The sequence below is a fragment of the Streptomyces sp. NPDC045968 genome (assembly GCF_056430475.1).
Genome location: NZ_JBWKLF010000001.1, coordinates 327,250 through 351,961 on the forward strand (window position 1 = coordinate 327,250; position 24,712 = coordinate 351,961).

The 24,712-nt window shown below is 71.5% G+C and carries 21 protein-coding genes, 1 tRNA gene and 1 pseudogene; 17 read left to right on the forward strand and 6 right to left on the reverse strand.

The genetic code is table 11. The features are described 5' to 3' along the window. The first annotated feature begins 17 nt into the window (after positions 1-17). From iolB to AC07FA_RS01405, 10 genes are all read left to right on the forward strand, one after another. The gene (gene iolB, locus AC07FA_RS01360) at positions 18-914 is read left to right on the forward strand and encodes a 5-deoxy-glucuronate isomerase (protein WP_479072631.1); all 897 of its coding nucleotides are present in this window, start codon (positions 18-20) and stop codon (positions 912-914) included. Then, a complete protein-coding gene (gene iolD / locus AC07FA_RS01365; RefSeq protein ID WP_479072632.1) occupies positions 911-2,809 on the forward strand; it encodes a 3D-(3,5/4)-trihydroxycyclohexane-1,2-dione acylhydrolase (decyclizing) in 1,899 nt (632 codons plus the stop codon). The genes iolB and iolD overlap by 4 nt, the downstream gene beginning before the upstream one ends. A 14-nt stretch (positions 2,810-2,823) precedes the next feature. Continuing rightward, entirely contained in the window at positions 2,824-4,326 is a 1,503-nt protein-coding gene (gene mmsA, locus AC07FA_RS01370; RefSeq protein WP_479072633.1) for a CoA-acylating methylmalonate-semialdehyde dehydrogenase, read from the forward strand. Positions 4,327-4,443: 117 nt separating this feature from the next. Beyond that, on the forward strand, positions 4,444-5,487 hold the full coding sequence (locus AC07FA_RS01375) for an aminoglycoside phosphotransferase family protein (protein WP_479072634.1): 1,044 nt from the start codon (positions 4,444-4,446) through the stop codon (positions 5,485-5,487). Positions 5,488-5,857: 370 nt separating this feature from the next. Further along, entirely contained in the window at positions 5,858-6,472 is a 615-nt protein-coding gene (locus AC07FA_RS01380) for a DUF4291 domain-containing protein (protein WP_479072635.1), read from the forward strand. A gap of 59 nt (positions 6,473-6,531) precedes the next feature. Further along, the gene (locus AC07FA_RS01385; RefSeq protein ID WP_479072636.1) at positions 6,532-6,966 is read left to right on the forward strand and encodes a DUF6892 domain-containing protein; all 435 of its coding nucleotides are present in this window, start codon (positions 6,532-6,534) and stop codon (positions 6,964-6,966) included. Between the two features lie 174 nt (positions 6,967-7,140). Continuing rightward, the gene (locus AC07FA_RS01390; protein ID WP_479072637.1) at positions 7,141-9,804 is read left to right on the forward strand and encodes an alpha/beta fold hydrolase; all 2,664 of its coding nucleotides are present in this window, start codon (positions 7,141-7,143) and stop codon (positions 9,802-9,804) included. Beyond that, positions 9,801-10,679 (forward strand): ABC transporter permease, encoded by an 879-nt coding sequence (locus AC07FA_RS01395; protein WP_479072638.1) that lies wholly within the window; start codon positions 9,801-9,803, stop codon positions 10,677-10,679. Before AC07FA_RS01390 ends, AC07FA_RS01395 begins: the two co-directional genes overlap by 4 nt. Positions 10,680-10,805: 126 nt before the next feature. Beyond that, positions 10,806-12,395 (forward strand): vWA domain-containing protein, encoded by a 1,590-nt coding sequence (locus tag AC07FA_RS01400; protein WP_479073409.1) that lies wholly within the window; start codon positions 10,806-10,808, stop codon positions 12,393-12,395. Positions 12,396-12,600: 205 nt separating this feature from the next. After that, positions 12,601-13,059: an anthrone oxygenase family protein gene (locus AC07FA_RS01405; RefSeq protein ID WP_479072639.1), complete on the forward strand. Its 459-nt coding sequence runs from the start codon at positions 12,601-12,603 to the stop codon at positions 13,057-13,059. Between the two features lie 9 nt (positions 13,060-13,068). Here AC07FA_RS01405 and sigJ read toward each other — a convergent pair whose 3' ends face one another. Next, a complete protein-coding gene (sigJ, locus tag AC07FA_RS01410) occupies positions 13,069-13,980 on the reverse strand; it encodes an RNA polymerase sigma factor SigJ (protein ID WP_479072640.1) in 912 nt (303 codons plus the stop codon). A 103-nt stretch (positions 13,981-14,083) separates the two neighbouring features. Between sigJ and AC07FA_RS01415 the strand changes: the two genes are divergently transcribed. Continuing rightward, complete coding sequence (locus AC07FA_RS01415; RefSeq protein WP_479072641.1) at positions 14,084-14,446, forward strand: hypothetical protein; 363 nt, start codon at positions 14,084-14,086, stop codon at positions 14,444-14,446. A gap of 85 nt (positions 14,447-14,531) precedes the next feature. On the opposite strand, the gene AC07FA_RS01420 is transcribed toward AC07FA_RS01415, so the two are convergent. Together AC07FA_RS01420 and AC07FA_RS01425 are read right to left on the reverse strand one after the other, a co-directional pair. Next, positions 14,532-14,846, reverse strand: a complete 315-nt coding sequence (locus AC07FA_RS01420; RefSeq protein ID WP_479072642.1) for an L-rhamnose mutarotase — start codon at positions 14,844-14,846, stop codon at positions 14,532-14,534. Positions 14,847-15,014: 168 nt separating this feature from the next. Beyond that, positions 15,015-15,593, reverse strand: a complete 579-nt coding sequence (locus AC07FA_RS01425; RefSeq protein ID WP_479072643.1) for a GNAT family N-acetyltransferase — start codon at positions 15,591-15,593, stop codon at positions 15,015-15,017. 228 nt (positions 15,594-15,821) lie between these two features. Between AC07FA_RS01425 and AC07FA_RS01430 the strand changes: the two genes are divergently transcribed. Beyond that, entirely contained in the window at positions 15,822-17,324 is a 1,503-nt protein-coding gene (locus AC07FA_RS01430) for an FG-GAP repeat protein (RefSeq protein ID WP_479072644.1), read from the forward strand. Positions 17,325-17,421: 97 nt separating this feature from the next. Next, a pseudogene (locus AC07FA_RS01435) lies at positions 17,422-17,607 on the forward strand (short-chain dehydrogenase); the annotation flags it as partial. Here the strand turns inward: AC07FA_RS01435 and AC07FA_RS01440 are convergent. After that, positions 17,604-18,020, reverse strand: coding sequence for an arsenate reductase ArsC (locus AC07FA_RS01440; protein ID WP_479072645.1), 417 nt, complete (start codon positions 18,018-18,020; stop codon positions 17,604-17,606). The pseudogene AC07FA_RS01435 and the gene AC07FA_RS01440 overlap by 4 nt on opposite strands. A gap of 91 nt (positions 18,021-18,111) precedes the next feature. On the opposite strand from AC07FA_RS01440, the gene AC07FA_RS01445 reads away from it, so the two are divergent. Both AC07FA_RS01445 and arsB read left to right on the forward strand, forming a co-directional pair. Beyond that, complete coding sequence (locus AC07FA_RS01445; protein WP_479072646.1) at positions 18,112-18,420, forward strand: ArsR/SmtB family transcription factor; 309 nt, start codon at positions 18,112-18,114, stop codon at positions 18,418-18,420. Beyond that, a complete protein-coding gene (arsB, locus tag AC07FA_RS01450) occupies positions 18,417-19,505 on the forward strand; it encodes an ACR3 family arsenite efflux transporter (RefSeq protein ID WP_479072647.1) in 1,089 nt (362 codons plus the stop codon). The genes AC07FA_RS01445 and arsB overlap by 4 nt, the downstream gene beginning before the upstream one ends. Positions 19,506-19,597: 92 nt before the next feature. Here the strand turns inward: arsB and AC07FA_RS01455 are convergent, their stop codons facing one another. Together AC07FA_RS01455 and AC07FA_RS01460 are read right to left on the reverse strand one after the other, a co-directional pair. Then, positions 19,598-20,293, reverse strand: coding sequence for an ester cyclase (locus AC07FA_RS01455; protein WP_479072648.1), 696 nt, complete (start codon positions 20,291-20,293; stop codon positions 19,598-19,600). 230 nt (positions 20,294-20,523) lie between these two features. Next, positions 20,524-20,596, reverse strand: a tRNA-Arg gene (locus AC07FA_RS01460). A gap of 317 nt (positions 20,597-20,913) precedes the next feature. Here AC07FA_RS01460 and AC07FA_RS01465 point away from each other — a divergent pair. Together AC07FA_RS01465 and AC07FA_RS01470 are read left to right on the forward strand one after the other, a co-directional pair. Beyond that, positions 20,914-22,560: a dynamin family protein gene (locus AC07FA_RS01465; RefSeq protein ID WP_479072649.1), complete on the forward strand. Its 1,647-nt coding sequence runs from the start codon at positions 20,914-20,916 to the stop codon at positions 22,558-22,560. Continuing rightward, the gene (locus tag AC07FA_RS01470) at positions 22,557-24,593 is read left to right on the forward strand and encodes a GTPase (protein WP_479072650.1); all 2,037 of its coding nucleotides are present in this window, start codon (positions 22,557-22,559) and stop codon (positions 24,591-24,593) included. The genes AC07FA_RS01465 and AC07FA_RS01470 overlap by 4 nt, the downstream gene beginning before the upstream one ends. Positions 24,594-24,712: the final 119 nt, after the last annotated feature.

The window sequence follows — 24,712 nt, forward strand, 5'->3', positions numbered from 1 at the left end:
GAGGGCATGTAAAGGGCATGGAGACGACGACGCACGAGGACCAGCGGCGAAGCCGCCACCACCTCCCGGCCGGCAGCGCGGCGAGCGGTGCCTACGCCTTCGACATCGACCCGGAGCGGGCCGGGTGGGACCGGTCGAGCCTGCGCGTGCTCGAACTGGAACCGGGTGGTGTTCACACCCTGGTAACCGGGGAGAGTGAATGGATCATCCTGCCGTTGACGGGCGGCTGTACGGTGCACACGGCAGGTGAGATCTTTGAACTGCTGGGCAGAGAAAGCGTGTTCAGCGGGGTGAGCGATTTTGCGTACCTACCGCGTGACGCCCACGCACAGATCGCCTCCGGCGCGGGAGGCCGCTTCGCCCTGGCAGGAGCGAAGTGCGAGCGACGACTCCCCGCTCGCTACGGCCCCGCGCCGGAGGTACCCGTCGAGCTGCGCGGCGCCGGGAACTGCTCCCGGCAGGTCAACAACTTCGCCGCCGCCGACACCTTCGACTGCGACCGCCTCATCGCGGTGGAGGTCCTCACCCCCGGGGGCAACTGGTCCTCGTACCCGCCGCACAAGCACGACGAGCACCGTCCCGGGACGGAGTCCGTGCTCGAGGAGATCTACTACTTCGAGGTGGAGGGGGACGGCCTCGCCTACCACCGGGTGTCACCGTCCCGGGCGGGCGGTACGGATGTCCTCGCCGAAGTGCGTACCGGCGACGCGGTCCTCATCCCCGACGGCTGGCACGGCCCGTCCATCGCCCCGCCCGGCCGCACCCTGTACTACCTCAACGTGATGGCCGGGCCGGGGCAGCACCGCGAGTGGCTGATCCGCGACCACCCCGACCACAGCTGGATTCGTGACGCCTGGCCCGCACAGCCCGTCGACCCCCGGCTCCCCCTCTACGGCCCGGAGGCCGGCCGATGACCACACCCCCCGCCCCGGCGACCAGGCGGCTCACCACCGCTCAGGCCCTCGTCGCCTTCCTCGCCCGCCAGTACACCGAGCGCGACGGCCATCGCCAACGCCTGATCAACGCCACCTGGGGCATCTTCGGCCACGGCAACGTGGCCGGGATCGGCCAGGCCCTCGTCGAGGCCGGACCGGCCGGCATGCCCTTCCTCCAGGGCCGCAACGAACAGGCCATGGTGCACGCGGCCGTGGGGTACGCACGCCAGTCCGGCCGGCTCTCCGCGCAGGCCGTCACCACCTCCATCGGTCCCGGCGCCACCAACCTGGTCACCGGCGCGGCCCTCGCCACGGTCAACCACCTGCCCGTCCTCCTCCTGCCCGGTGACACCTTCGCGGCCCGGCCCGCCGACCCCGTACTCCAGCAGCTCGAAGTGCCGTACGCGGGCGACGTCTCCGTCAACGACTGTCTGCGGCCGGTGTCCAGGTACTTCGACCGGATCGGCCGCCCCGAAGCACTGATCCCCGCCGCTCTCGCCGCGATGCGCGTCCTCACCGACCCGGCGGCCACCGGCGCCGTCACGCTGGCGCTGCCGCAGGACGTCCAGGCGGAGGCGTTCGACTGGCCGGAGGAGTTCTTCCGGGAGCGGGTCTGGCACATCCGCAGGCCCCGCCCCGAGGACCGCGAACTGTCCGCGGCCGCCGCGGCGATCAGGGCAAGCGCCCGCCCGCTCGTCGTCGCGGGCGGCGGCGTCCGTCACAGCGGGGCCCAGGCGGCGCTGCGCGCCTACGTGGAGGCCACCGGCATCCCCGTCGCCTCCACCCAGGCGGGCAAGGGATCGCTGCCCCACGACCACCCCTGCGACGTCGGCGGCATCGGGCACACCGGGACGGCCACCGCCGACGAACTCGCCCGCGCGGCCGACCTGGTGATCGGCGTGGGCACGCGGTACAGCGACTTCACCACCGCCTCGTCGACGCTCTTCGCCCCCTCGGCCCGCTTCGTCAACGTCAACATCGGCTCCTTCGACGCGCACAAACTCTCCGCGCTGACCGTGCTCGCCGACGCCCGCGAGGCGCTCGAAGCCCTGCACGGCGGCCTGGACACGGACCCCTACCGGGTCGAGGCGGCCTACGAGGCCGGTTACGGCGCGGCCAAGGCCCGGTGGGAGGAGCGGGTCACCGCCGCCTACGCCCCGGCGGACCCTGCGGCGCGCCCCACCCAGGCCCAGGTCCTCGGCGTACTCGACACCCTGGTCACCGAGGACGACATCCTGATCAACGCCGCCGGTTCGCTCCCCGGCGACCTGCACAAGCTCTGGCGGACCCGTTCCGCCGACCAGTACCACGTCGAGTACGGCTACTCCTGCATGGGATACGAGATCCCCGCCGCGATCGGAGTCCAGCTCGCGGCCCCCGGCCGGCCCGTCTGGGCACTCGTCGGCGACGGCACCTACCTGATGAACCCCACCGAAATCGTCACCGCCGTGCAGGAGCGGCTGCCCATCAAGATCGTCATTCTCCAGAACCACGGCTACGCCTCGATCGGCGGCCTCTCCGAGTCCGTGGGCGGCGAGCGCTTCGGCACCGCCTACCGTCACCGGGCGGCGGACGGCAGCTTCACCGGGCCGCCGCTCCCCGTCGATCTCGCGGCCAACGCGGCCTCCCTCGGTATGCGCGTCCTGCGTGCCGAGACCGTGACTGACCTGCGCGAAGCCCTCGCCGATGCCCGCGCCGCCGACCGTCCTACTTGTGTCTACGTCGAGACCGAAACGGCAGACACTGTGTCGGGCCCCCCTCCGGCGCAGGCGTGGTGGGATGTTCCGGTAGCCGAAACCGCGACCCGCCCGTCGGCGGTCAAGGCCAGAGAAGAGTACGAACGCCACGTCGCAGCCCGACGCCGCCACCTCTGAAGGAGCACGTAGTCATGACGAAGACCGTCAACCACTGGATCGGCGGCAAGAGCGTCGAGGGCACGTCGGGCAACTACGGTCCGGTGACCGACCCCGCCACCGGCGCCGTCACCACCAAGGTCGCGCTCGCCTCGCTCGACGAGGTGGACGCCGCGGTCGCCGCCGCGAAGGCCGCCTACCAGACGTGGGGCACGTCCTCCCTCTCCGCCCGCACCGCGGTCCTCTTCCGCTACCGCGCCCTGCTCGACGCCCACCGCGACGACATCGCCGCGCTGATCACCGCCGAGCACGGCAAGGTGCACTCGGACGCGCTCGGTGAGGTCGCCCGCGGTCTGGAGATCGTGGAGCTGGCCTGCGGCATCACCACCCAGCTCAAGGGCGAGCTGTCCACCCAGGTCTCCAGCCGGGTCGACGTCTCCTCCATCCGCCAGTCGATCGGTGTCGTCGCCGGCATCACGCCGTTCAACTTCCCGGCCATGGTGCCGATGTGGATGTTCCCGCTCGCCATCGCCTGCGGCAACACCTTCGTCCTGAAGCCCAGCGAGAAGGACCCCTCGGCCGCCAACCTGCTGGCCGAGCTGGCCGCCGAGGCCGGTCTGCCGGACGGTGTCCTCAACGTCCTGCACGGTGACAAGGTCGCCGTCGACGGGCTGCTGAACCACCCCGACGTCGCCGCGGTCTCCTTCGTGGGCTCCACCCCCATCGCCCGCTACATCCACACCACCGCCTCCACCAACGGCAAGCGCGTCCAGGCGCTCGGCGGCGCCAAGAACCACATGCTGGTCCTGCCCGACGCCGACCTGGACGCGGCGGCCGACGCGGCGGTCTCGGCGGCGTACGGCTCCGCCGGTGAGCGCTGCATGGCGATCTCCGCCGTCGTCGCCGTCAGCTCCATCGCGGACGAGCTCGTCGCCAAGATCAAGGAGCGGGCCGAGAAGATCAAGATCGGCCCCGGCAACGACCCCACCTCCGAGATGGGCCCGCTGATCACCGCCGCCCACCGCGACAAGGTCGCCTCCTACGTCACGGGCGCGGCCGCCCAGGGCGCCGACGTCGTCCTCGACGGCACCGGTCACACGGTCGACGGCTTCGAGGACGGCCACTGGATCGGCCTGTCCCTGCTCGACAACGTGTCGACGGACTCCGACGCGTACAAGGACGAGATCTTCGGCCCGGTCCTGTGCGTGCTGCGCGTCGACACGTACGACGAGGGCGTCGCGCTCATGAACGCCTCGCCGTTCGGCAACGGCACCGCGATCTTCACCCGCGACGGCGGCGCCGCCCGCCGCTTCCAGCTGGAGATCGAGGCCGGCATGGTCGGCGTCAACGTCCCGATCCCGGTGCCGGTCGGTTACCACTCCTTCGGTGGCTGGAAGGACTCGCTCTTCGGCGACCACCACATCTACGGCAACGACGGCGTGCACTTCTACACCCGCGGCAAGGTCGTCACCACCCGCTGGCCCGACCCGGCGGACGCCCCCTCCGGCGTCGACCTGGGATTCCCCCGCAACCACTGATCCGTACACCGGATCACGAAGCCCCGCCCGCCCCGGGCGGGGCTTTCCGCGTCCCTGATAACCCCCCGACCGCCCCCTGGTCGCTCTCTGGTCGCCCTCCGGTGAAAGGGTGGCCGGATGACGAGTCGACAACTGCCGTTCGGGGAAGCCCTGCTGGCCGGGCTGGGCGAGCCCAGGCACCCCCGCGTCCTGGAGAGCAGCCCGCGTTCACGGGTCTGGCGCATCGAGCTGGACGGGCGGGCCGCGGTACTGAAGCAGCTCATCGAGGGGCCGGGCGCCGACGAGCGTTACGGGCGTGAGGTGGCCGCCCTGCGGATCGCCGCCCGCGCCGGAACCACCGGAACCCCCGTGGTGCCCGCTCTCCTGGGCACCGACCCCGGGGAACGCGTACTGGTCCTGGAACACGTGGACGAACGGCGCCCGCCCGCCGACTGGATCGTCACGTACGCGGCGGCCCTGGCCCGGCTGCACGCCACCGCGGAGCCCGGCGACACCGGCACCCTTCCCCGCTGGCAGGGCCCGACCCAGGCCGATGCCACGTCCTTCCTCGCCCTGGCCGAAACCCTCGGCGCCCCGGTGGCACCCGGCGTGGCCGGAGAGCTCGACGCCCTGGTCCACCGGATCGCCCACGCCCCGGGGAACGCCCTGCTGCACGGGGACCCGTGCCCCGGCAACGACCTGCACACCACCGACGGCATCAGGTTCATCGACTTCGAACAGGCCTCGCTGGGCAACGGCCTGATGGAGCTCGCCTACCTGCGCATCGGCTTCCCGACCTGCTGGTGCGTCACCAAGGCGGCCGAACCGCTGCTGGACCGGGCCACCACCGCCTACCGCACGGCCTGGCGCACCGCGACCGGCACCGAACTCGACGACACGGGTCTCACCGACGCCTGCGCGGGCTGGCTGATCCGCGGCGACGCCCTGGTCGAACGCGCGCACCGGGGCACCACCGACCACCTGGCCCGCATCCCGGACCAGGACTGGGAATGGGGCACGACGACCGCCCGGGGCCGTCTGGCCCACCGCCTGCGCGTAGTCGCCGAACTGACCACGGACCACCCGGACCTCGGCGGTCTGAGCACCCTCGCCGCGGACCTGCGCCACCGCATGCTGACACGCTGGCCGAGACTGGAACCTGTGCCCTCGAAGCGCCCGTAGTCACGCGGCCGGATCGGCACCCGCGAGGCGCACGGAGTCGCCGACGGTCACGGTCCAGGGACGTTGTCGGTGAGCGGCCATATCGCCCCCGCCAAGAGCACAGGCGGCAGCAGTCCTCGCAGCCGGCCCCTGATCCCTCGTACCCGTCCACGTGCGTGGAACGCGTCGGACCAGTCCGGCTGCCCCAGCTCGCATCTCAGCTCGACGACGGCGCTCGCCCCCGTTCTCCGCTCCTCTGTCACGGCCCCTCCCCGGTGCTGCTGGGTGACGAGCCGCGATCGTCACGGGCGGGCAGCCGTGGTCGTGCCGTCGAAGGGACCGTGGAAAACCTGGTGGCAGGGGCCGAGGGGTCCGCGCGATGGTGTACGCCATGACCGCACCGCATCTGACCGCACCGCCCCACGAGATCCGCGCTCAGCACACCGAATCGACGATCACCGTGTACCAGGCGTACCCGCCCGCCCTAGGCCTTCCGGCCGCTCGCGACGGCCGTTTCCCCGCTGCCTGGAAGCGTGACCGCATGACGTGGATCAAGCCGAGCTTTCTGTGGATGATGTATCGCTGCGGCTGGGCGACGAAGGAGGGCCAGGAGACCGTCCTCGCGGTCGAGATCAGTAGGGAGGGCTTCACCTGGGCGCTGGAGAACGCCGAACTCTCCCATTACGTACGGGACGTGCACCCGGACCACGCCACCTGGCAGCGCAACCTGCGACGCGCACCCACCCGCGTCCAGTGGGACCCCGAGCGCGACCTCCACCTGAACCCCCTCCCGTACCGCTCCCTGCAACTCGGCCTCGCGGGCGTGGCGGCCCGGCGGTACGCGGACGAGTGGACGGTCTCGATCCGCGATGTCACCCCGCTCGCCCGGGAGATCCACGGGCTGGTGCGGGCCGGCCGGTCCGAGGCCGCCTCCGCGCTACTGCCCCGCGAAACCCCGTGGCCCGCGACCGGGAGAGTGCCCCGGCCCTCGGCGCCCGAGGCATGAGGCATACGGGAACTGACGCCCAGCGCGGCGATGTCAGTCCCGGTTGCTATACCTGTCCCATGACCGTCTTCCGCGACTTCAACTTCAAGCTCCTCGTCGTCGAGCAGCTCATGTACTGGGACGAGACGCTGACGCCCGCGTTCAGCCTGAGGGACCACATGCGGACCCACGGCGTCGACGACCTCGACGCCTACGTCCAGGACAAGGATCTGGCGTACACCGTCCTGGACGAGCCCCGCGCGTACTTCCAGGCGCTGGAGATCCCCGCGGAGCTGCTCGCCACGGTGGAGGAGCTGACGTTCGACGGCGGGCATCAGGTCTTCCACGAGTGCGCCCCGGTCTGGGACGGTGAGGACGACCTCTTCGACGTCCGCTCCCTCGACGACCTGGACCTGCTGCCGAACCTCAAGCTCTTCACCGGCGCGGACGAACTGGAGTACATGCTCCCCGGCTCCCTGGAGATCCTGGCCGCCAGAGGTATCGAGGCACGCTGACCGAAGTCATGCCGGCTGGTGCCGTTGCCGCCGCAGGTCTCCCGGAGCCGTGTGCACCAAGGCCTACGTACCGCGTACGGAGTACGGAGGGAGCACCCCGTACCTCTGAGGGAGGCCGGGGACCTCCCCCTGGTGGGCTCTTTCGGAGTGCCGGCGCCCGCTTAGGGTCGGGGTATGGACTCCCCAACTTCCCGGTGGCGGCCCCGACTGCCACGTAAGCGCGGCCGATGGGCCGCCGGCCTGGCCGCGCTCGTCGTGCTCGTGGGCGGCGGCACGTGGACCGCGGTCGCCGACGACAGCGGTCCCGCCGTGCAGCGCGAGGACCGGATGCTGCGGATGGACGGGGTGCCCATCGACACCTCGTACTTCACGACCGGGGGCTCACAGCGCCGGCCCGCCGTGCTCATCGGGCACGGCTTCGGCGGCAGCAAGACCGATGTGCGGGCCCAGGCCCAGAAGCTGGCCGCCGACGGGTACGCCGTACTGACCTGGTCCGCCCGCGGATTCGGGAAGTCGGGCGGGGAGATCTCGCTCAACGGGCCCGACGCCGAGGTCAAGGACGTGTCCGGGCTCATCGACTGGCTGGCCGGCCGGCCGGAGGTGGAGCTCGATGGTGAGGGTGACCCGCGGGTCGGTGTCACCGGGGCTTCCTACGGTGGGGCCGTGTCGCTCCTCGCCGCCGGGTACGACAAGCGCGTCGACGCCATCGCACCGGTCATCACCTACTGGAATCTGGCCGACGCCCTGTTCCCGGACGGGGTCTTCAAGAAGCTCTGGGCCGGGATCTTCGTGACCACCGGCGGTGGCTGCGAGAGGTTCGAGAAGCGGCTCTGCGAGATGTACGAGCGGGTCGCCGTCAGCGGGAAGCCGGACGCCGCCGCGCGTGAGCTGCTGACGGAGCGCTCCCCGGTCGCCGTCGCCGACCGCATCAAGGTGCCCTCGCTGATCGTGCAGGGTCAGTCCGACTCCCTCTTCCCCCTCGACCACGCCGACGCCATGGCGAAGGCCATCAGCGGTAACGGCGCGCCCGTCTCCGTCGACTGGATCGCGGGCGGGCACGACGGCGGGGACAGGGAGGGCGCCCGGGTCGAGGGCCGTGTCGGTGCGTGGTTCGACCGCTATCTCAAGGAGGAGAAGGGCACCGGCACAGGGCCCGCCTTCCGGGTCACGCGTACCGGAGGGATCGACTCCACCGACGGGGCCGCACAGCAGCGCGGCGCGAGCAGCGACCGCTACCCGGGGCTGACGAGCGGGGGCGAGGAGATCGCGCTCGCGGGGGACGAGCAGACCTTCCGTAACCCCGCCGGGGCCAGTCCGCCCGCGATCTCCGCCGTGCCGGGACTCGGCGGTGGGCTCTCGCGGCTGTCGTCCCTCGGTGACGGGCTCTCACTCGACTTCCCCGGGCAGTACGCCCGGTTCCAATCACGGCCACTCGCCGAATCCGTACGCGTCACCGGATCGCCCACCGTCCGCGTGAACGTCACGGCCGAGAGTGGAAACGGCAGCGGCGACGCCGTGCTGTTCGGGAAGGTGTACGACGTGTCGCCCGACGGGAAGCAGCAGGTGCTGCCCTCCCAGCTCGTCACCGCCCACCGGATCACGCCCGCCCAGCAGGGCAGGCCCATCGAGCTGACCCTCCCGGCCGTCGACCACGAGATCGACTCCGGGCACCGGCTCCGCCTCGTCCTGTCCGCCACCGACCTCGGCTACGCGTCGCCGGCCGCCCCCGCCACGTACACCGCCTCGCTCGAAGGCCCGCTGACACTGCCCACCGCACCGCGGGTCAGGACCGCGTCGACCGCTCTGCCCTGGTGGACCTGGGGACTTCCGGCCGCGGCCCTCGCGATCGCCGCCGCGCTCCTGCTCTCCGCGCGCCGCCGCACCGCGACCCCGGCGCCCGACCCGGCGCTCGCCGACGTACCGCTCCAGATCACCGGCCTTTCGAAGAAGTACGCCAAGTCCGCGGACCGGTACGCCGTGCGGGAGCTGTCCCTCCGAGTGGAGAAGGGGCAGGTGCTTGGACTCCTCGGGCCGAACGGGGCCGGGAAGACCACGACCCTGCGCATGCTGATGGGGCTCATCACGCCCGACGACGGCGACATCCGCGTCTTCGGACACGCCATCCGGCCGGGTGCGCCTGTGCTGTCCCGGGTCGGCTCGTTCGTCGAAGGGGCCGGTTTCCTGCCCCACCTGTCGGGTCGCGCCAACCTGGAGCTGTACTGGCAGGCCACCGGACGGCCCGACGGGGACTCGCACATCGACGAGGCACTGGAGATCGCCGGACTCGGTGACGCCCTGGCCCGTGCCGTACGGACGTACTCGCAGGGCATGCGGCAGCGGCTCGCCATCGCCCAGGCCATGCTGGGGATGCCGGACCTCCTGATCCTCGACGAGCCGACCAACGGCCTCGACCCGCCCCAGATCCGTGAGATGCGCGACGTGATGATCCGGTACGCGGCCGGGGGCCGGACCGTCATCGTCTCCAGCCACCTCCTCTCCGAGGTCGAACAGTCCTGCACCCATCTCGTGGTCATGGACCGGGGGCGGCTGGTACAGGCGGGACCGGTCGCCGAGATCACCGGCTCCGGCGACATGCTGCTCGTCACCACCGCACAGGAGGTCGCTGAACCGCTCGTCGAGAAGATCGCCGCACTCCCGGGGATCGGCTCCGCGGTGCGTACGGGCGACGGGCTCGGACTGCTCGTACGGCTCGACGGTGCCGGCTCGTCCGAGCTGATCGCCGAACTGGTGCGCATGGACGTGCCGTTGACGGGCGTCGGGCCGCACCGCCGCCTGGAGGACGCGTTCCTCACCCTGATCTCCGGAGGCTCCGCATGAGTGCCGCAGTCGATGTGACACACGCCCCCGAGGTACCCGGCTACCGGGCCCGGCGCACCCTGCCGCTGCGCGTCGAGGCGATGCGGCAGCTCCGCAGGCGCCGCACCCTGCTCATGGGCGGGGTGCTGGCGGCCCTGCCGTTCATCCTGATCATCGCCTTCGCGATCGGCGGCACCCCGGACGGCGGGCCCGGCGGCGGCGAACGGATCACCCTGATGGACACCGCGACGGCGTCCGCCGCGAACTTCGCCGCGACCTGTCTGTTCGTCTCGGCCGGCTTCCTGCTGGTGGTGCCGGTGGCCCTGTTCTGCGGGGACACCGTCGCCTCCGAGGCCAGTTGGTCGTCCCTGCGCTACCTGCTCGCGGCGCCCGTGCCGCGGACCCGCCTGCTCTGGAGCAAGCTCGTCGTCGCGCTCGGCTTCAGCCTGGCCGCCATGGTGCTGCTGCCGGTGGTCGCACTCGCGGCGGGAGCCGCGGCGTACGGCTGGGGGCCACTGGAACTCCCCACCGGCGGCGCACTCGCCACCGGGGACACGGTGCCGCGTCTCGCGCTCGTCGTGGCGTTCGTCTTCGTGTCCCAACTGGTCACCGCGGCCCTGGCGTTCTGGCTGTCGACCAAGACCGACGCGCCCCTGGGAGCGGTCGGCGGCGCCGTCGGCCTCACCATCGTCGGCAACGTCCTGGACGCGGTCACCGCACTCGGCACCTGGCGCGAATTCCTCCCCGCCCACTGGCAGTTCGCCTGGGCGGACGCGCTCCAGCCGGATCTGGAGTGGGGCGGCATGGCCAAGGGCGCCGCGGTGTCCGTCACCTATGCCCTGATCCTGTTCGCCCTGGCCTTCCGCGGCTTCAGTCGTAAGGACATCGTGTCCTGACGCAGACATTCCGCGCCGCTTCCGCCCGTCGTTGCCGCATCGAGACTGATCCGCAACTCGTTCGTCGACTCTTTCGGACCTCCCGATACGTCACATTCACAGATGTCGACGATGTGGGGGGTACGGATGAAACACCGGACGGCGAAGTACAGCGGGACACTCGCTCTGCTGCTGGCGGGCGGAATGCTGCTCACCGGCTGCGGGGCGGGAGACAACGGCGCGACCTCCGCGGACCGGAAGACCGATGCCAGGGGTCCCAAGGGCGGGGCCCCGGCACCGGCCGCGACCGCGCCCGGCGGGGCGGCGGACGAGGTCCGTCCGGAACAGGAGGAGGGCTCGGCCCGCGAGGTGGCGCCGCCGGACTACCTCTCCACCTTCGCCCTGGACGTGGACACGGCCAGTTACGGCTACGCGCGCCGCACCCTGGGCGACGGGCAGCTGCCCGGACCGGAGACCGTGCGGCCCGAGGAGTTCGTCAACAGCTTCCGCCAGGGCTACCAGCGGCCCAAGGACAACGGCTTCTCGGTGACCGTCGACGGTGCGCGCGCCGGGGCGGGAGCGAGCGACTGGTCGCTCGTACGGGTCGGGCTCGCCACCAAGGCCGCCACCGGCCAGGCCGAACGCCCGCCCGCCGCGCTCACGTTCGTCGTCGACATCTCCGGGTCGATGGCCGAACCGGGCCGCCTGGACCTGGCGAAGAAGTCCCTGGGCATCCTCACCGACGAACTGCGCGACGACGACTCCGTCTCCCTGGTCACCTTCAGCGACCGGGCCGAGACCCGGCTCCCGATGACCCGTCTCCAGGGCAACCGCACCAAGGTCCGGGACATCGTCGAGGACATGGAACCGGAGGACTCCACGAACGTGGACGCCGGCATCAGGCGCGGCTACGACGAGGCCGTCAAGGGCCACCGCAAGGGCGCCAACAACCGGGTCGTGCTGCTGTCCGACGCGCTCGCCAACACCGGTGAGACGCAGGCCGACGCGATCCTCGAACGCGTCGACTCCTCACGCCGCGAGTACGGCATCACCCTCTTCGGCGTGGGTGTCGGCAGCGACTACGGCGACGAGCTGATGGAACGCCTCACCAACAAGGGCGACGGCCACACCACGTACATCTCCGACGAGACGCAGGCCCGCAAGGTCTTCGTCGACCAGCTGCCCGCCCATGTCGAACTGCGGGCCCGGGACGCCAAGGCCCAGGTGGCCTTCGACCGCGAGACCGTCCAGCAGTTCAGGCTCATCGGCTACGAGAACCGCAAGGTCGCCGACGAGGACTTCCGCGACGACAGCGTGGACGGCGGCGAGGTCGGCCCCGGCCACACGGTGACGGCGCTCTATGCCGTACGCCTCCGGGACGGCGCGTCCGGACACGTGGCGACCGCCACGGTGCGCTGGCAGGACCCGAAGACCAGGGAAGCGCACGAGGAGACCGGGTCGGTGGAGACCGGGGCGATCGACGGGACCCTGTGGGGCGGCGACAACACCCGGCTCCAGGTGACGGCCGTGGCCGCGTACTTCGCCGACGTGCTGCGCGGCGGAAGCATGCCCGGCGCCCCGGGGCTCGGTGAACTCGCCGACAGGGCACGGAAACTGGCGAGCGCCACCGAGGACGGTTCCGTGACGAAGCTGGCCACGGCGATCGAGCAGGCCGACTCGATCAGGGGCAGCGAGGACGCCCCTGACGAGGGTGAGGGCGAGGGCGAGATCGGCTGAGGGGGCGCCACGAAGAGTGGGGGGAGAGGGCCACCGTGTGGCCGGCTGCACGCCCGGAGCCTGGACACCTTCAGGCGTGTGACCGTGCCGGAAGCGCGCGCGGGCGCCCTTCGTCACGCCCGGCGGGAGGCAGAGTGTGCCTCCCGCCCCACGCTTTTCCGCAAGGCCGCCGCATCAGCCGTCCCGCCACGTCATGATGGGCGCCATGTCCTCCCTGCCCCTGGCGGCCGCCGTGATCGCCACCGGCCTCTACGCCGGCTTCATGCTGACGTTCCTGATCGCGATCATGCCCGGCCTGGGCGCGCTGCCGGACGCCCAGTTCACCTCGGCGATGCGCCGCTTCAACGAGAAGGTGCCGGGCCCCGCCTTCCTCGTCCTCTTCCTCGGCGTGATCGTCCTCCCCGGCGTGGCCCTCGCCGTCGGAGCCGGTGACCGTACGGCCACCGACCAGCTCCTGATCGCCGTGGGCCTCGCCTGCGCGGTGGCCGGCCACCTCATCACCGTGGTCGGCAACATCCCGCTGAACTCCGCGCTGGCCGCATCGGAAGGCGGTGACGACGGCGCCGCGCGCACGGCGTTCGAGGCACGGTGGAACACCCTCCACCGCGTCCGGACAGTGACATCGCTCGTGGCCTTCGCCCTGCTCGTCGTGGCAGCCGTCTGACCGCGCGATCTAGGCCGCCCACGGCCGCAGCTTCTCCGGATTGCGGACCACCCAGATCCGGGTGACGCGGCCGTCGGCCACATCGAACGAGGCGACGGTCATGACGGCGCCGCCACGCCGCGCCACCAGGCCCGGCACACCGTTGACCGAACGCTCCAGGAGTTCGAGCCCCGGAGCCCTGTCGGCGATGGCGACCATGTACTCGGCGATGCGCGCACCGCCTTCGACCGGGCGCAGGGCGGTACCGACCATGCCGCCGCCGTCGGCGGTCATCACGGCGGCCGGGTCGAGGAGGTCGACGAGGGCCACGATGTCCTTGGTCTCCCATGCCTCTTTGACATGCCGCACCGTGTCCGCCTGCCCCGCCCGCCCGGCTCGCCCGGCCGATGTCACCGGAGTCCGTGCGACGCGCACCCGCCGCCGGGCGGACGCCGCGAGCTGTTTGCAGGCCGCAGGGGTCCTGCCGAGGATGTCGGCGATCTCGGCGAAGGGGTACCGGAAGACGTCGTGCAGGACGAACGCCACCCTCTCGGCGGGTGTCATCGATTCCAGGACGACGAGGAAGGCCATGGTCACCGATTCGTCCAGGACCATCTGGTCGGCGGGGTCGGTGCCATGGCCGTGGCCCCACTCGGCGTGATCGGGCAGCGGATCGGGCAACCACGCGCCGACATAGCGTTCACGCCGGGCCCGCGCCGAGCCGAGCACGTCCAGGCAGACGCGGCTGGTCACCGTCGTCAGCCAGGCGCCGGGGGAGACGATCTCGTCCTGCCGGTTTCGCGGCAGCGCGTACCAGCGCGCGTAGGCCTCCTGTACGGCGTCCTCGGCCTCGGCCAGGGAACCGAGCAGCCGGTAGGCCACATTGATCAGTTGGCACCGCTCGCCGGCCATCTCGTCGGTGCTCGCCCCAACCGCCCCCATGCCCCCGCCCGCCCCCTCGCCTTACCTTTCGCCGGCCCGCGTCGTCGGGCTGGTGAGACCTTATCGATCTACTGCCCCAGCGGGCGGAAAAGGGGACCGTGGTATGGCAACCCAGGCGACGGCACAGGGCCGCATCTCGTTTCTGCAGATCGCGATCACCGCGCAGACCCTGACCATCTTCCTTCAGGCGGTCTCCGCCGGACTGCTGCTGACCTCGTCCTACGGAGAGACGCTGCACAGTGCCGGAGCCCGCGTGATGTACGGGGCGTCGATGCTGTACGTGCTGGCGGCGGTGCTCGCGTGGAAGCCGGGCGGCGGCTCCCCCCGGCCCGTCTGGTACGCGTCCGGCTTCCTTGTCCTCGCCTCGGTCCAGGTCGTGCTCGGCATCGCACACATACCGTCGGTCCATCTCCCCCTGGGTGTCCTGATGTTCGGTCTGAGCGTGCTGGCGCTGGCGCGACGCTGAAGTCCGTTACGAGGGCGGTCCCGGAATCAGCCCGGGGGCGACGCGGCGAGACGCGTGCGGAGGCGGGGGCCCCGGGCCGTGTCACCTAGGCCAGGTGGAACACCTCCGTGAGCGGAACCATCGCCTCGTCCGCCGCCTCCGGCTGTTCGAAGAACTCCGCCATGTCCCGCTGCCACCGCGCGTTGACCTCGGTCGCTGCCATTCCCTCGCGGGCCGCCTCGAAGTCCGCCGTCTCCAGATAGCCGACGAGGAGCCCGTCCTCGCGCAGGAAGAGCGAGTAGTTGTGCCAGCCGCACTCCGAGAGCGCGGCGAGCATGTCGGGCCAGACGGCGGCGTGCCGTGCGCGGTACTCCTCGACGCGGTCCGCACGGACCTTCAGCAGAAAACAGACGCGCTGCACGGAACGGCTCCCCGGCTCAGTAGGTGAACTGATCGATGTTCTTGTCGTCGAAGACCGTCGGCTCGCCGAGGACGACCCGTGGCGGACTGGTGCACGGGGGCTCCCCAGCGGTGGCTCGCGGTGCCTCGCCCACGCCCCGTGAAAGGTTTCAACGGGGTTGCTCGGAAGCTAGACGGGGATGCCGGGCTCCGTCAATGGGTTGACGGGGTGCCGTGGGCCCAGCAGGACGGCGAGGCCCGCCTTGCCGGGCACCGTCGAGGGGACCTGGTACCAGCCGGCCCGCTGGTAGAAGCGCAGGGCGCCCTGCGCCCGGACCGAGGTCAGCAGCCAGCAACGGCCGTCCGGGGCCGCGCCGGTGACCGCCGCCAGAAGCGCCGCGCCCAGCCCGGTGCCGCGGGCCCGTTCGGTGACGGCGAGTTCGTCGACCTCGAGACCGCCGCACAGCCAGGCCGTGGTGCGCTCCGGCCCCAGGGCGGCGGCCACGTCTCCGTAACTGCGGTCCTGCGGGAAGGAGTCGGGCGTGGACCAGGCGGTGGCGAAGCCGGTCACCGTGTCGCCGTGGAAGGCGAGCGCGGCCGTGAAGCCGGGCCGCAGCGCGTCGGCCGCCAGCCGCTCAACGTAGAGACCGGCCATCGCCTCGTCCTCGTTCCACGGCGGGGCCGAGAACACCTCCGCGTACACCCGGCGGATGCCGTCGGCGTACGCGGGCAGGCTCGCCCCCGCCACGAGTCGTACCTCTGTGTCCATGCCACTTCCCCCCGCCCCTGTCGCCCCGGCGGGCAGCCGTGACGAGTGATCAAGGATAGGGCGCGAGCCACCGGTTGGCCCCTCGCTCCCGTGCCCGGGGCTACTCGATCCGCGGCGCGGTACAACCCTTGACGGGTCCGGCACGTCTCAGCGTATGCAGTGCACACCCCCACGTACTCACCGATACGGCACCGAGAACACTCTCTGAACTTTCGATAAGGAGTCCGTGTGGCATCCCGAGCAATCGGAACGACTGTGGCACTCGCCATCGCGGTGGCAGCAGCCGCCGTCGTCACCGCGCCCGCAGCCCAGGCAACGATCTCCGCGCGCCCGACGGCGTCGGTGGCGGGAGCGGTGACGGCGCCGGTCACCCCGGTCCCGGGCCGTGTCGACTACAACGGTGACGGATTCGCCGACCTGGCCGTGGCCGCACCCGGCGCCACCGTCAACGGGAAGGCCGGGGCCGGATACGTCGGTGTGGTGTACGGCTCCACGAGTGGCCCCGCGACCGCCACCAGGCAGATCGTCACCCAGGACTCGGCGGGTGTTCCCGACGCCGCCGAGGCCGGTGACGCCTTCGGCAGTGCGATCACCTCCGCCGACCTCGACCGGGACGGCTACAGCGACCTCGTGGTCGGTGCCGCGACCGAGAAGGACGGCACCGTCGACCGCACCGGGCTCATCACCGTCGTCTGGGGCGGGGCGACCGGGCTGTCCGGTGGCGCCACGCTCCTGACGGGCGAGCAGTACGACGGGGCCGGTGGCCGGCTCACCGCGGGCGACTTCAACGGTGACGGCTTCCCCGACCTCGCCACCGTCAAGTGGGCGGACCTCCAGACGCTCTCGGGCCCCTTCACCCGGGCGGGCGCCGCGGCCGCCACTGCCGTGTACCCCGACATGGACGACACGCGCTACCTGGACCTCGCGTCGGGCGACGTCAACGGGGACGGCCGCGACGACATCGCCGCGCTCACGCACGCCGGTGACGAGTTCGACAGCCGCACGATCCGCGTCGCCGCCGGTGGCGCCACGGGCCTGGGGGCTCTCGCCCCGGTCAAGGGCACCGACGGTTACGCGATCGAGGGCGGCGAGCACCTGGCGGTCGGCCGGGTGAACGGCGACGCGTACGCCGACCTCGTCGTGGGCCGCGCGATCGACGGATACGACAGCGACCTCGATCTGCCGCTCGCCAAGGGCGGCATGGTCACCTACGTGCCGGGCGCGGCCACCGGCGCGCAGGGCACCAAGGCGAAGGTCTTCAACCAGGACTCGGCGGGCATCCCGGGTGCGGCCGAGTCGGCGGACGGCTTCGGTTCGTCCGTCGCGATCGGCGACACCAACGGCGACGGCTTCGGAGACATCGCGGTGGGCGTCTCCGGCGAGGCCCTCGAAGCGGTTCGGCGTGCGGGGGCGGTCCTCGTCATGCCCGGCACCTCCACCGGCCCCACGGGCACGGGGACCAAGGGCTTCAACCAGGACACGGCGGGCGTCACCGGAGTCGCCGAGCTGAACGACAGGTTCGGCGCGGCTGCCGCCTTCGTCGACGGCAACAAGGACGGCCGCGCGGAGCTCGCGGTGGGTGCCCCGGGCGAGGACACGGGCGCGGGAGCCCTCTGGTTCTTCCCCGCCACCACGACCGGCACCACGGTCACGGGCTCGTCGGCCATCAACAACGCGACGCTCGGAACGGTCGCCGTGAACGCCGCACTGGGTGCGTCCTTCGGCCGCTGACGGCCACGTAGTACGGAATGTGGGGAGCGGCCACGCGGTAGCTCCCCACGGCGTCACCACTCCACGGCATCCAGCGCGGGGGCGATGACGGCGAAACGCGGCGACCGCTCCGGATGTGACGGGCGGCGAGTTCATCGGCCCGGACGGCCGTGCGGAACCGCGCGGCGCACCGACGCGGGTACGACTGGCCCCGGCAGCGACCGACTCCGGCACGGCCCGCCGCCTGTGGGAGGTCTCGGAGGCCCTGACCGACGTACGTTTCGCGCTTCCCGCGTCGTCCTAGACCGCGGACGCTTCCGGAGCGATCTCCTCGATCAGGCCCTCGACGAGCTTCTTGATCTCGTCACGGATCGGCCGTACGGACGCCACGCCCTGGCCCGCCGGGTCCTCCAGCGTCCAGTCCAGATACCGCTTCCCCGGGAAGACGGGGCAGGTGTCGCCGCAGCCCATGGTGACGCACACGTCGGATGCCCTGACCGCGTCGACGGTCAGGATCTTCGGTGTCTCGGCGGTGATGTCGATGCCGACCTCGCGCATGGCCTCGACCGCCGCCGGGTTGACCTGACCGGCCGGCGCGGAACCGGCGGAGCGGACCTCGACGCGGTCCCCGGCCAGGTGGGAGAGCCACGCGGCAGCCATCTGCGAACGGCCGGCGTTGTGGACGCATACGAACAGCACGGACGGCTTCTCGGACATCGGGGCTCTCTCTCGTCTCGCCGCGGGACCGGCCACACGTGACATCAACGCCCACTGGCTTCAGTCACCGCTGATGTGACAGTATCAGCCCATGATGACGTCAGTCGACACTGAACTGATCCGGGTGCTGGCCGACCCGCTCAGGCTCAAGATCGTGACCCTGCTGGCCCGCGAGACGCTCTGCACCACGCATCTGGTCGAGGAGACCGGCGCCAAGCAGACCAACCTCTCCAACCACCTGAGAGTGCTGCGTGAGGCCGGTGTCGTGGACACCGAGCCGTGCGGCCGCTTCACCTACTACAGGCTCCGGCCGGACGTCATCGCCCAGCTCGCCGGCCAGTTCGCCGGCCTGGCCGATTCCGCTCGTACGGCCGGCGAGAACAAGAGGGCCTGTCCGTGACCCCCACACAAGCGACCGCGCCCCCCGAGGAGACCTCGGTCGTCGCGAAGCTCTCGACGCTCGACCGCTTCCTCGCCGTGTGGATCCTGCTCGCCATGGGTCTCGGCCTGGGTCTCGGCCGGCTGATACCGGGGCTGGACGACGCCCTCGCGAAGGTCGAGATCGGTGGAATCTCCCTGCCCATCGCGGCCGGCCTGCTGATCATGATGTATCCGGTCCTGGCCAAGGTCCGCTACGACAAGCTCGACGCCGTCACCGGTGACCGCAAGCTGATGATCTCCTCGCTGGTCATCAACTGGATTCTCGGCCCGGCGCTCATGTTCGCGCTCGCGTGGATCTTTCTCCCGGACCTCCCCGAATACCGCACCGGCCTGATCATCGTCGGCCTGGCCCGCTGCATCGCCATGGTCGTCATCTGGAACGACCTCGCGTGCGGCGACCGCGAGGCCGCCGCCGTCCTCGTGGCGCTCAACTCCGTCTTCCAGGTCATCGCGTTCGGCGTACTGGGCTGGTTCTACCTCGACCTGCTGCCCGGCTGGCTCGGCCTGGGTGAGGGCGAGACGCTGGACATCTCCATGTGGAAGATCGCGCTCAACGTCGTGATCTTCCTGGGCGTGCCCCTGGTGGCGGGCTTTCTGACCCGCCGTACCGGCGAGAAGAGGATGGGCCGCGAGTCCTACGAGACGACGTTCCTGCCGAAGATCGGTCCCTGGGCGCTCTACGGGCTGCTGTTCACGATCGTCATCCTCTTCGCCCTCCAGGGGAAGACCATCACGACCCAGCCGATGGACGTCGTACGGATCGCGCTGCCGCTGCTCGTCTACTTCGCCGTGATGTGGTTCGGTACGTTCCTGCTGGGCAAGGCCATCGGCCTGAACTACGACCGCACGGCGACGCTCGCCTTCACGGCCGCGGGCAACAACTTCGAGCTGGCCATCGCGGTGGCCATCGCCACCTTCGGTGTGACGTCCGGTCAGGCCCTCTCCGGCGTCGTGGGACCACTGATCGAGGTGCCGGTCCTGGTGGCACTCGTGTACGTGTCCCTGGCGTGGCGCAAGAAGTTCACGACCGCACCTGCGCGCTGAGCGGGAGGGGGTGCCGCCCGGCGGCCAGGCGGAGCCGCCCGTCGATGAGCACCTCGGCGGCCGGGCAAAGCCGCCGGGCGGTCACCACCTCATCAGCTGCCGATCACTCCGAGCTGCTGCATCAGACCGAGGTCGTCGAAGTTCCACCAGCTTTCCGCGATCTTTCCGTCCTCGCAGCGGAAGGTCGCGTGGCCGGTTCCCGAGACCTCCCGGCCGGTGGGCTCCATACCCTGGTACGCGCCCACGTGGCGCCCCCTGAAGGACAGCCGCGCGCACACCATGTCGCCCTCGGCGGTCAAGCCCTCGATGGTGGCCTCCGGTTCGAACGCCTCGATGATCGCCCGGTTCTCGATCTTGGCCTGCTCCAGCCCGACGTCGTACGACGACAGCGACGGGTCGTGTTCCCGGTAGCCGGCGGCACAGATCGCGTCCACCGCGTCGACGTTCTTCGCGTTGATCACGTCGTCGAAGAAGCTGCGGACCACGATCTTGTTCAGCTGTTCGTCCCGCACGACGTCGAGGTCCGTGAACGACGGCTCCCCGTCGCACAGGGCCGCCATCTCCTGGAATATCCGGTCGGTCTCCGGCAGGTGCGAATTTCTCTGGGCCTCCTCGTACGAGGGGAACTCCACGATCTCCACCAGGTGAGTGGCGTCCGCCCGGTCCCGTCCGACGATCGAGTGCGTGGCTGTCCGCTTGCCCTGTGTCGCGTCGACCCAGGCGTCCATAAGGCGGTCCAACTCATCGGCCCTGCTCGTTTTGCAGTCGATGACCTGCACGAATGTCATGACGCCTCCCAGTGATCGGAGAGCTTCGAGCCCCTTCAGGATATGCCCGGCCCGGAACGTACGAGGCGCTGGCCGACCGCCGCGAACGGGCGTGCACACGGGTCACGAGAGGGTGCGGACGACTGCGGGCCGCCCAGCCTTACGCCCCCGCTACGCCGCCCTCGCTAGCGTCCCCCTGAACAGCGAAAAGGCCCTCCGGGGTGGAGGGCCTCAAGGTGGTGCGCGCTCTGTGCCCCCGGCAGGACTCGAACCTGCGGCCAAGCGCTTAGAAGGCGCCTGCTCTATCCACTGAGCTACGGGGGCCGGTGATGGCCTGGGGCCCTGTGGTCGGGGCCGTTCCGGCCGGTCCTGACCTTGCCGGGACAAGGATAGGGCTCCGATCGCCTCGACCCGGCTGCTTCACCTGCGTGGCACGATGTGGAGGTTCGGTGAAGCGAACCGATAATCGCAGGTAGGTGCGATTCATGCACCGCTTTTGACGTCTCGCGCCCCGGGTGTTGTGCACTCGTTATGCCTGCGCCCCACTCGTCCCCTCTGTCCCCAGAGTGGAACCGCCGCGCAGAGGTGCCTATACGCTTCAAAAAGGCGCCAAAATTGGGCATTCTTCGCATGTGGTGACCATGGACGTACGGCCTCAGCTCATCGACGCACTTTCCGCCCTGCGCGACCGTGTCGCCGCCGTGCGTCTCCCATTGCCTCTTCCGGGGGCCGAACGGGCCCGGCAGGGCAGGGCCGAGCTGCTCGCGCAGCTCGACGACTACCTGCTGCCACGGCTCAAGGATCCCGAGGCCCCGCTGCTCGCGGTGATCGGCGGGTCCACCGGTGCGGGCAAGTCGACGCTGGTGAACTCGCTCGTGGGGTGCCGGGTCAGTCAGGCGGGTGTGCTGCGTCCGACGACGCGGACGCCTGTGCTCGTCTGCCACCCGGACGACCACCACTGGTTCGCCGGGGTGCGGGTGCTGCCGCAGCTGACCAGGATCTGGCTGCCGCCGGGGCAGGCCAGGGACCCGGACGGGCTCGACGACCTGGGGGCCGCGGGCGGGGACGACGAAGAGACCGCGCTGCGGGTGGAGACCGCCGTCAGCCTGCCGCGCGGCCTCGCACTGCTGGACGCGCCCGACATCGACTCCCTCGTCGTACGGAACCGGGTGCTCGCCGCGGAACTCATCTGCGCCGCCGACGTGTGGGTGATGGTGACCACGGCATCCCGGTACGCCGACGCGGTGCCCTGGTATCTGCTGCGTACGGCCAAGGAGTACGACGCCTCGCTCGTCACCGTCCTCGACCGGGTACCGCACCAGGTGATCGCCGAGGTCTCCCGCCAGTACGCCGCCCTGCTCACCAGGGCCGGGCTGGGCGAGATCCCCCGCTTCACCATCCCCGAACTGCCCGAGTCCGCGGGCGGCGGCAGCGGTCTGCTGCCCACCACCGCGGTGGCCCCCCTGCGGGCCTGGCTCACCCACCGCGCGCAGGACCCGGCGGCCCGTCAGCAGGCCGTCGGGCGCACGGCGTCCGGGGTCATGGAATCGCTGAACGTCCGCATGCCGGAGCTGGCCGGGGCCGTTGCCGCGCAGTACGCGGCCTCGGTGCGGCTGACCGGCGTCGTCGAGGAGGCGTACCGGAAGGAGGCGTCCCGGATCCGCCGCAGGCTCCAGAGCGGCGCGGTGCTCGCCGGGGACGCGCGGACCCGGTGGCGCGGCTACCCCCTGGACAGTTCAGCCGGGGAGCTGCTGGAAGCGCTCGTGGAGAGCCTGGTGGCGCTGCTCCAGTGCGCGGTGGCCGCCGCCGACGACGAGATCCGCATGATGTGGCGGAAGGAGCCCGCCGCCGGGGCGTTCCGCTTCGAGGACGCCGGCCGGGAAGCCGGCGGATGGGGGCCGGCCGAGGACATCCAGGGCCGTATCGCCATGGCCGTACGGCGGTGGCGGCGGGTGCTCGAAGAGCTGGCCGAGGAGGAGGTACGGCTGCTGGAGCGCAATGTGGCACCCGACGCCGAGACCGTGGCCGCGCTGCTGGCCGCCGCCCTGCTCGGCGGGCGCCGCGCCCGCACGGCGGGGGAGCAGCTCGCCGAGCGGATCGGCGCCCAGGGCGCGCTGCGGCTGCGTGACAAGGGCGGGGTGCTGCTCACCACCTATCTGGACCAGGTCATGCACGGGGAGCGCGACCGGCGGCTCGCGCCGCTCGACGCCCTCGACGTGGCTCCGGAACCGCAGGCCGAGCTGATTGCCGCGCTGTCCGTACTGCAGAAGGAGAGGGTGCAGCCATGACCGCCGTCACCGACCAGGATCAAGGTCAGGGCCAGGACCAGGACCAGAACCAGGCGCAGGGGCAGGGCCGGGACCGGGGCCAGGACCCGGCAGCGGGGCCCGGGGCCGCGCGGGCCGGCGAGCGGGGCGCGCGCGAGGGCGACCGGGGGCAGGACAAGGAATCCCCCGGCCCGGTGAAGGGCGAGAGCAGGGGCGGCCGCTGGGACGACGGGCTGATCGCCCGCCGCGCCGCCGCCGCTTCCGAGGAAGCCGACGACGCCGACGAGGCCGATGACGAGCCGGACGGCGACCCGGCGCCCCAGGTGGAGGCGTACGTACCGTCCGGGGGACCGCTCACCCAGCGCCTCGACTCGCTGCGCGAACTCGTCGGCCTGTCACGGGCCCGGCTGGACCGGGAAACCCTCGCCGAGGCCGGGCGGGTACTCGACGAGGCCGCGGCCCGTCAGCGGCTCTCCTCACGGCACACCGTCGTGGCCATCGCCGGGGCGACCGGCAGCGGAAAGTCGACCCTGTTCAACTCCCTCGCGGGCTCCCAGATCTCCGACACCGGGCTGCGGCGCCCGACGACCGCGTCACCGATCGCCTGCAGCTGGACCGACGGGGCCGCGGGGCTCCTGGACCGGCTCGCGATCCCGGGACGGCTGCGGCGCCGGCCACAGCAGGGCGGCTCCGACGCCGACGCGGCGCTCCAGGGGCTCGTCCTCATCGACCTGCCCGACCACGACTCGGCGGCGCCCGGACACCGGGAGCAGGTGGACCGGGTGCTGGCGCTGGTCGATGCCGTGATCTGGGTCGTCGATCCCGAGAAGTACGCCGACGCGGCCCTGCACGAACGCTACCTGCGGCCCCTGGCCGGGCACGCGGAGGTCACCTTCGTCGTCCTCAACCAGATCGACCGGCTGCCCGGGGACGCCGCCGACCTGGTCCTGGACGATCTGCGCAGGCTGCTCGACGAGGACGGCATGGCCCTGGGCGAGCACGGTGAACCAGGGGCCACCGTCATGTCCCTGTCCGCGCTCACCGGCGACGGAATGAGCGAACTGCGCGAGATGCTCGGCCGGTTCGTCCAGGAACGCACGGCCGCGGCGCGCCGGCTCTCCGCCGACGTGGACGCGGCGGCCGCGCAACTCCGGCCGGTGTACGTCGCCGAGGGCCGGGCCGGGCTCGGTGAGCTGGCCCGTGAGGAGTTCACCGACCGGCTCGCGGAGGCCGTCGGTGCGGCGGCCGCGGGACAGGCGGCCGAGCGCGAGTGGCGCAGGAACGCGGGACGGGCCTGCGGGACACCCTGGCTGCGGCTGTGGCGCTGGTACCAGTCCACCCGGCAGCTCGGCGGCCTGGACCGCATGGCCCAGGCACTCGCCCTCGCCCCGCCGGAGGAGGAGATCACCGCCCGGCAGCGGGTCGAGCAAGCGGTACGGACCGTGGTGGACGACGCGTCCGCCGGGCTGCCGGGCCCCTGGGCACAGGCCGTCCGTGAAGCGGCGGTGAACGGGGCCAAGGGGCTGCCCGAGGCTCTGGACGAACTGGCACAGAACGCGAGCGCGGAGGGCCGGGGCCGCCCGGCGGGCGGCACGGGAACGGCGGACAAGGCCGGGTCGGCGGGGCTGAAGGGGTCGGCCGGGGCCGGCAGAGGTGTGGGATTTCCGCCGGGCGGCCGGGCCGCCAAGCCGCCGCGTCCGGCCTGGTGGCCCGCCGCGGTGCTGGTGCAGGCCTCGATGACCCTGCTGCAGATCTTCGGCGGACTCTGGCTGCTCGGCCAGATCATCGGCGTACTCGAACCGGGCCTGGTCACACCGGCCCTGGTGATGCTGGCCGGAGTCATCGGCGGACCGCTCGTGGAGTGGTCCTGCGCGGCGGCGGCACGCGGTCCGGCACGGCGGTACGGGCAGGAGGCCGAACGGCGGCTGCGTGACGCGGCGGCCGCGTGCGGGCGGGCCAGGGTCCTCGACCCGGTGTCGGCGGAACTGGCGCGCTACCGGGAGGTGCGGGAGCGGTATGTGGCGGTGACGGAGATTTCCACAACCGGCCGGTAGTCCACAGGCCTCGGCGGGATTTCCGTTCTCCGTCCAGCATGAAGTCCGGCATGAAGTCGGTGGACCGGTGCACGGAGCGTGCACCGGTCCGGTACGCAGAGTCTGGACGGGAGACGGAA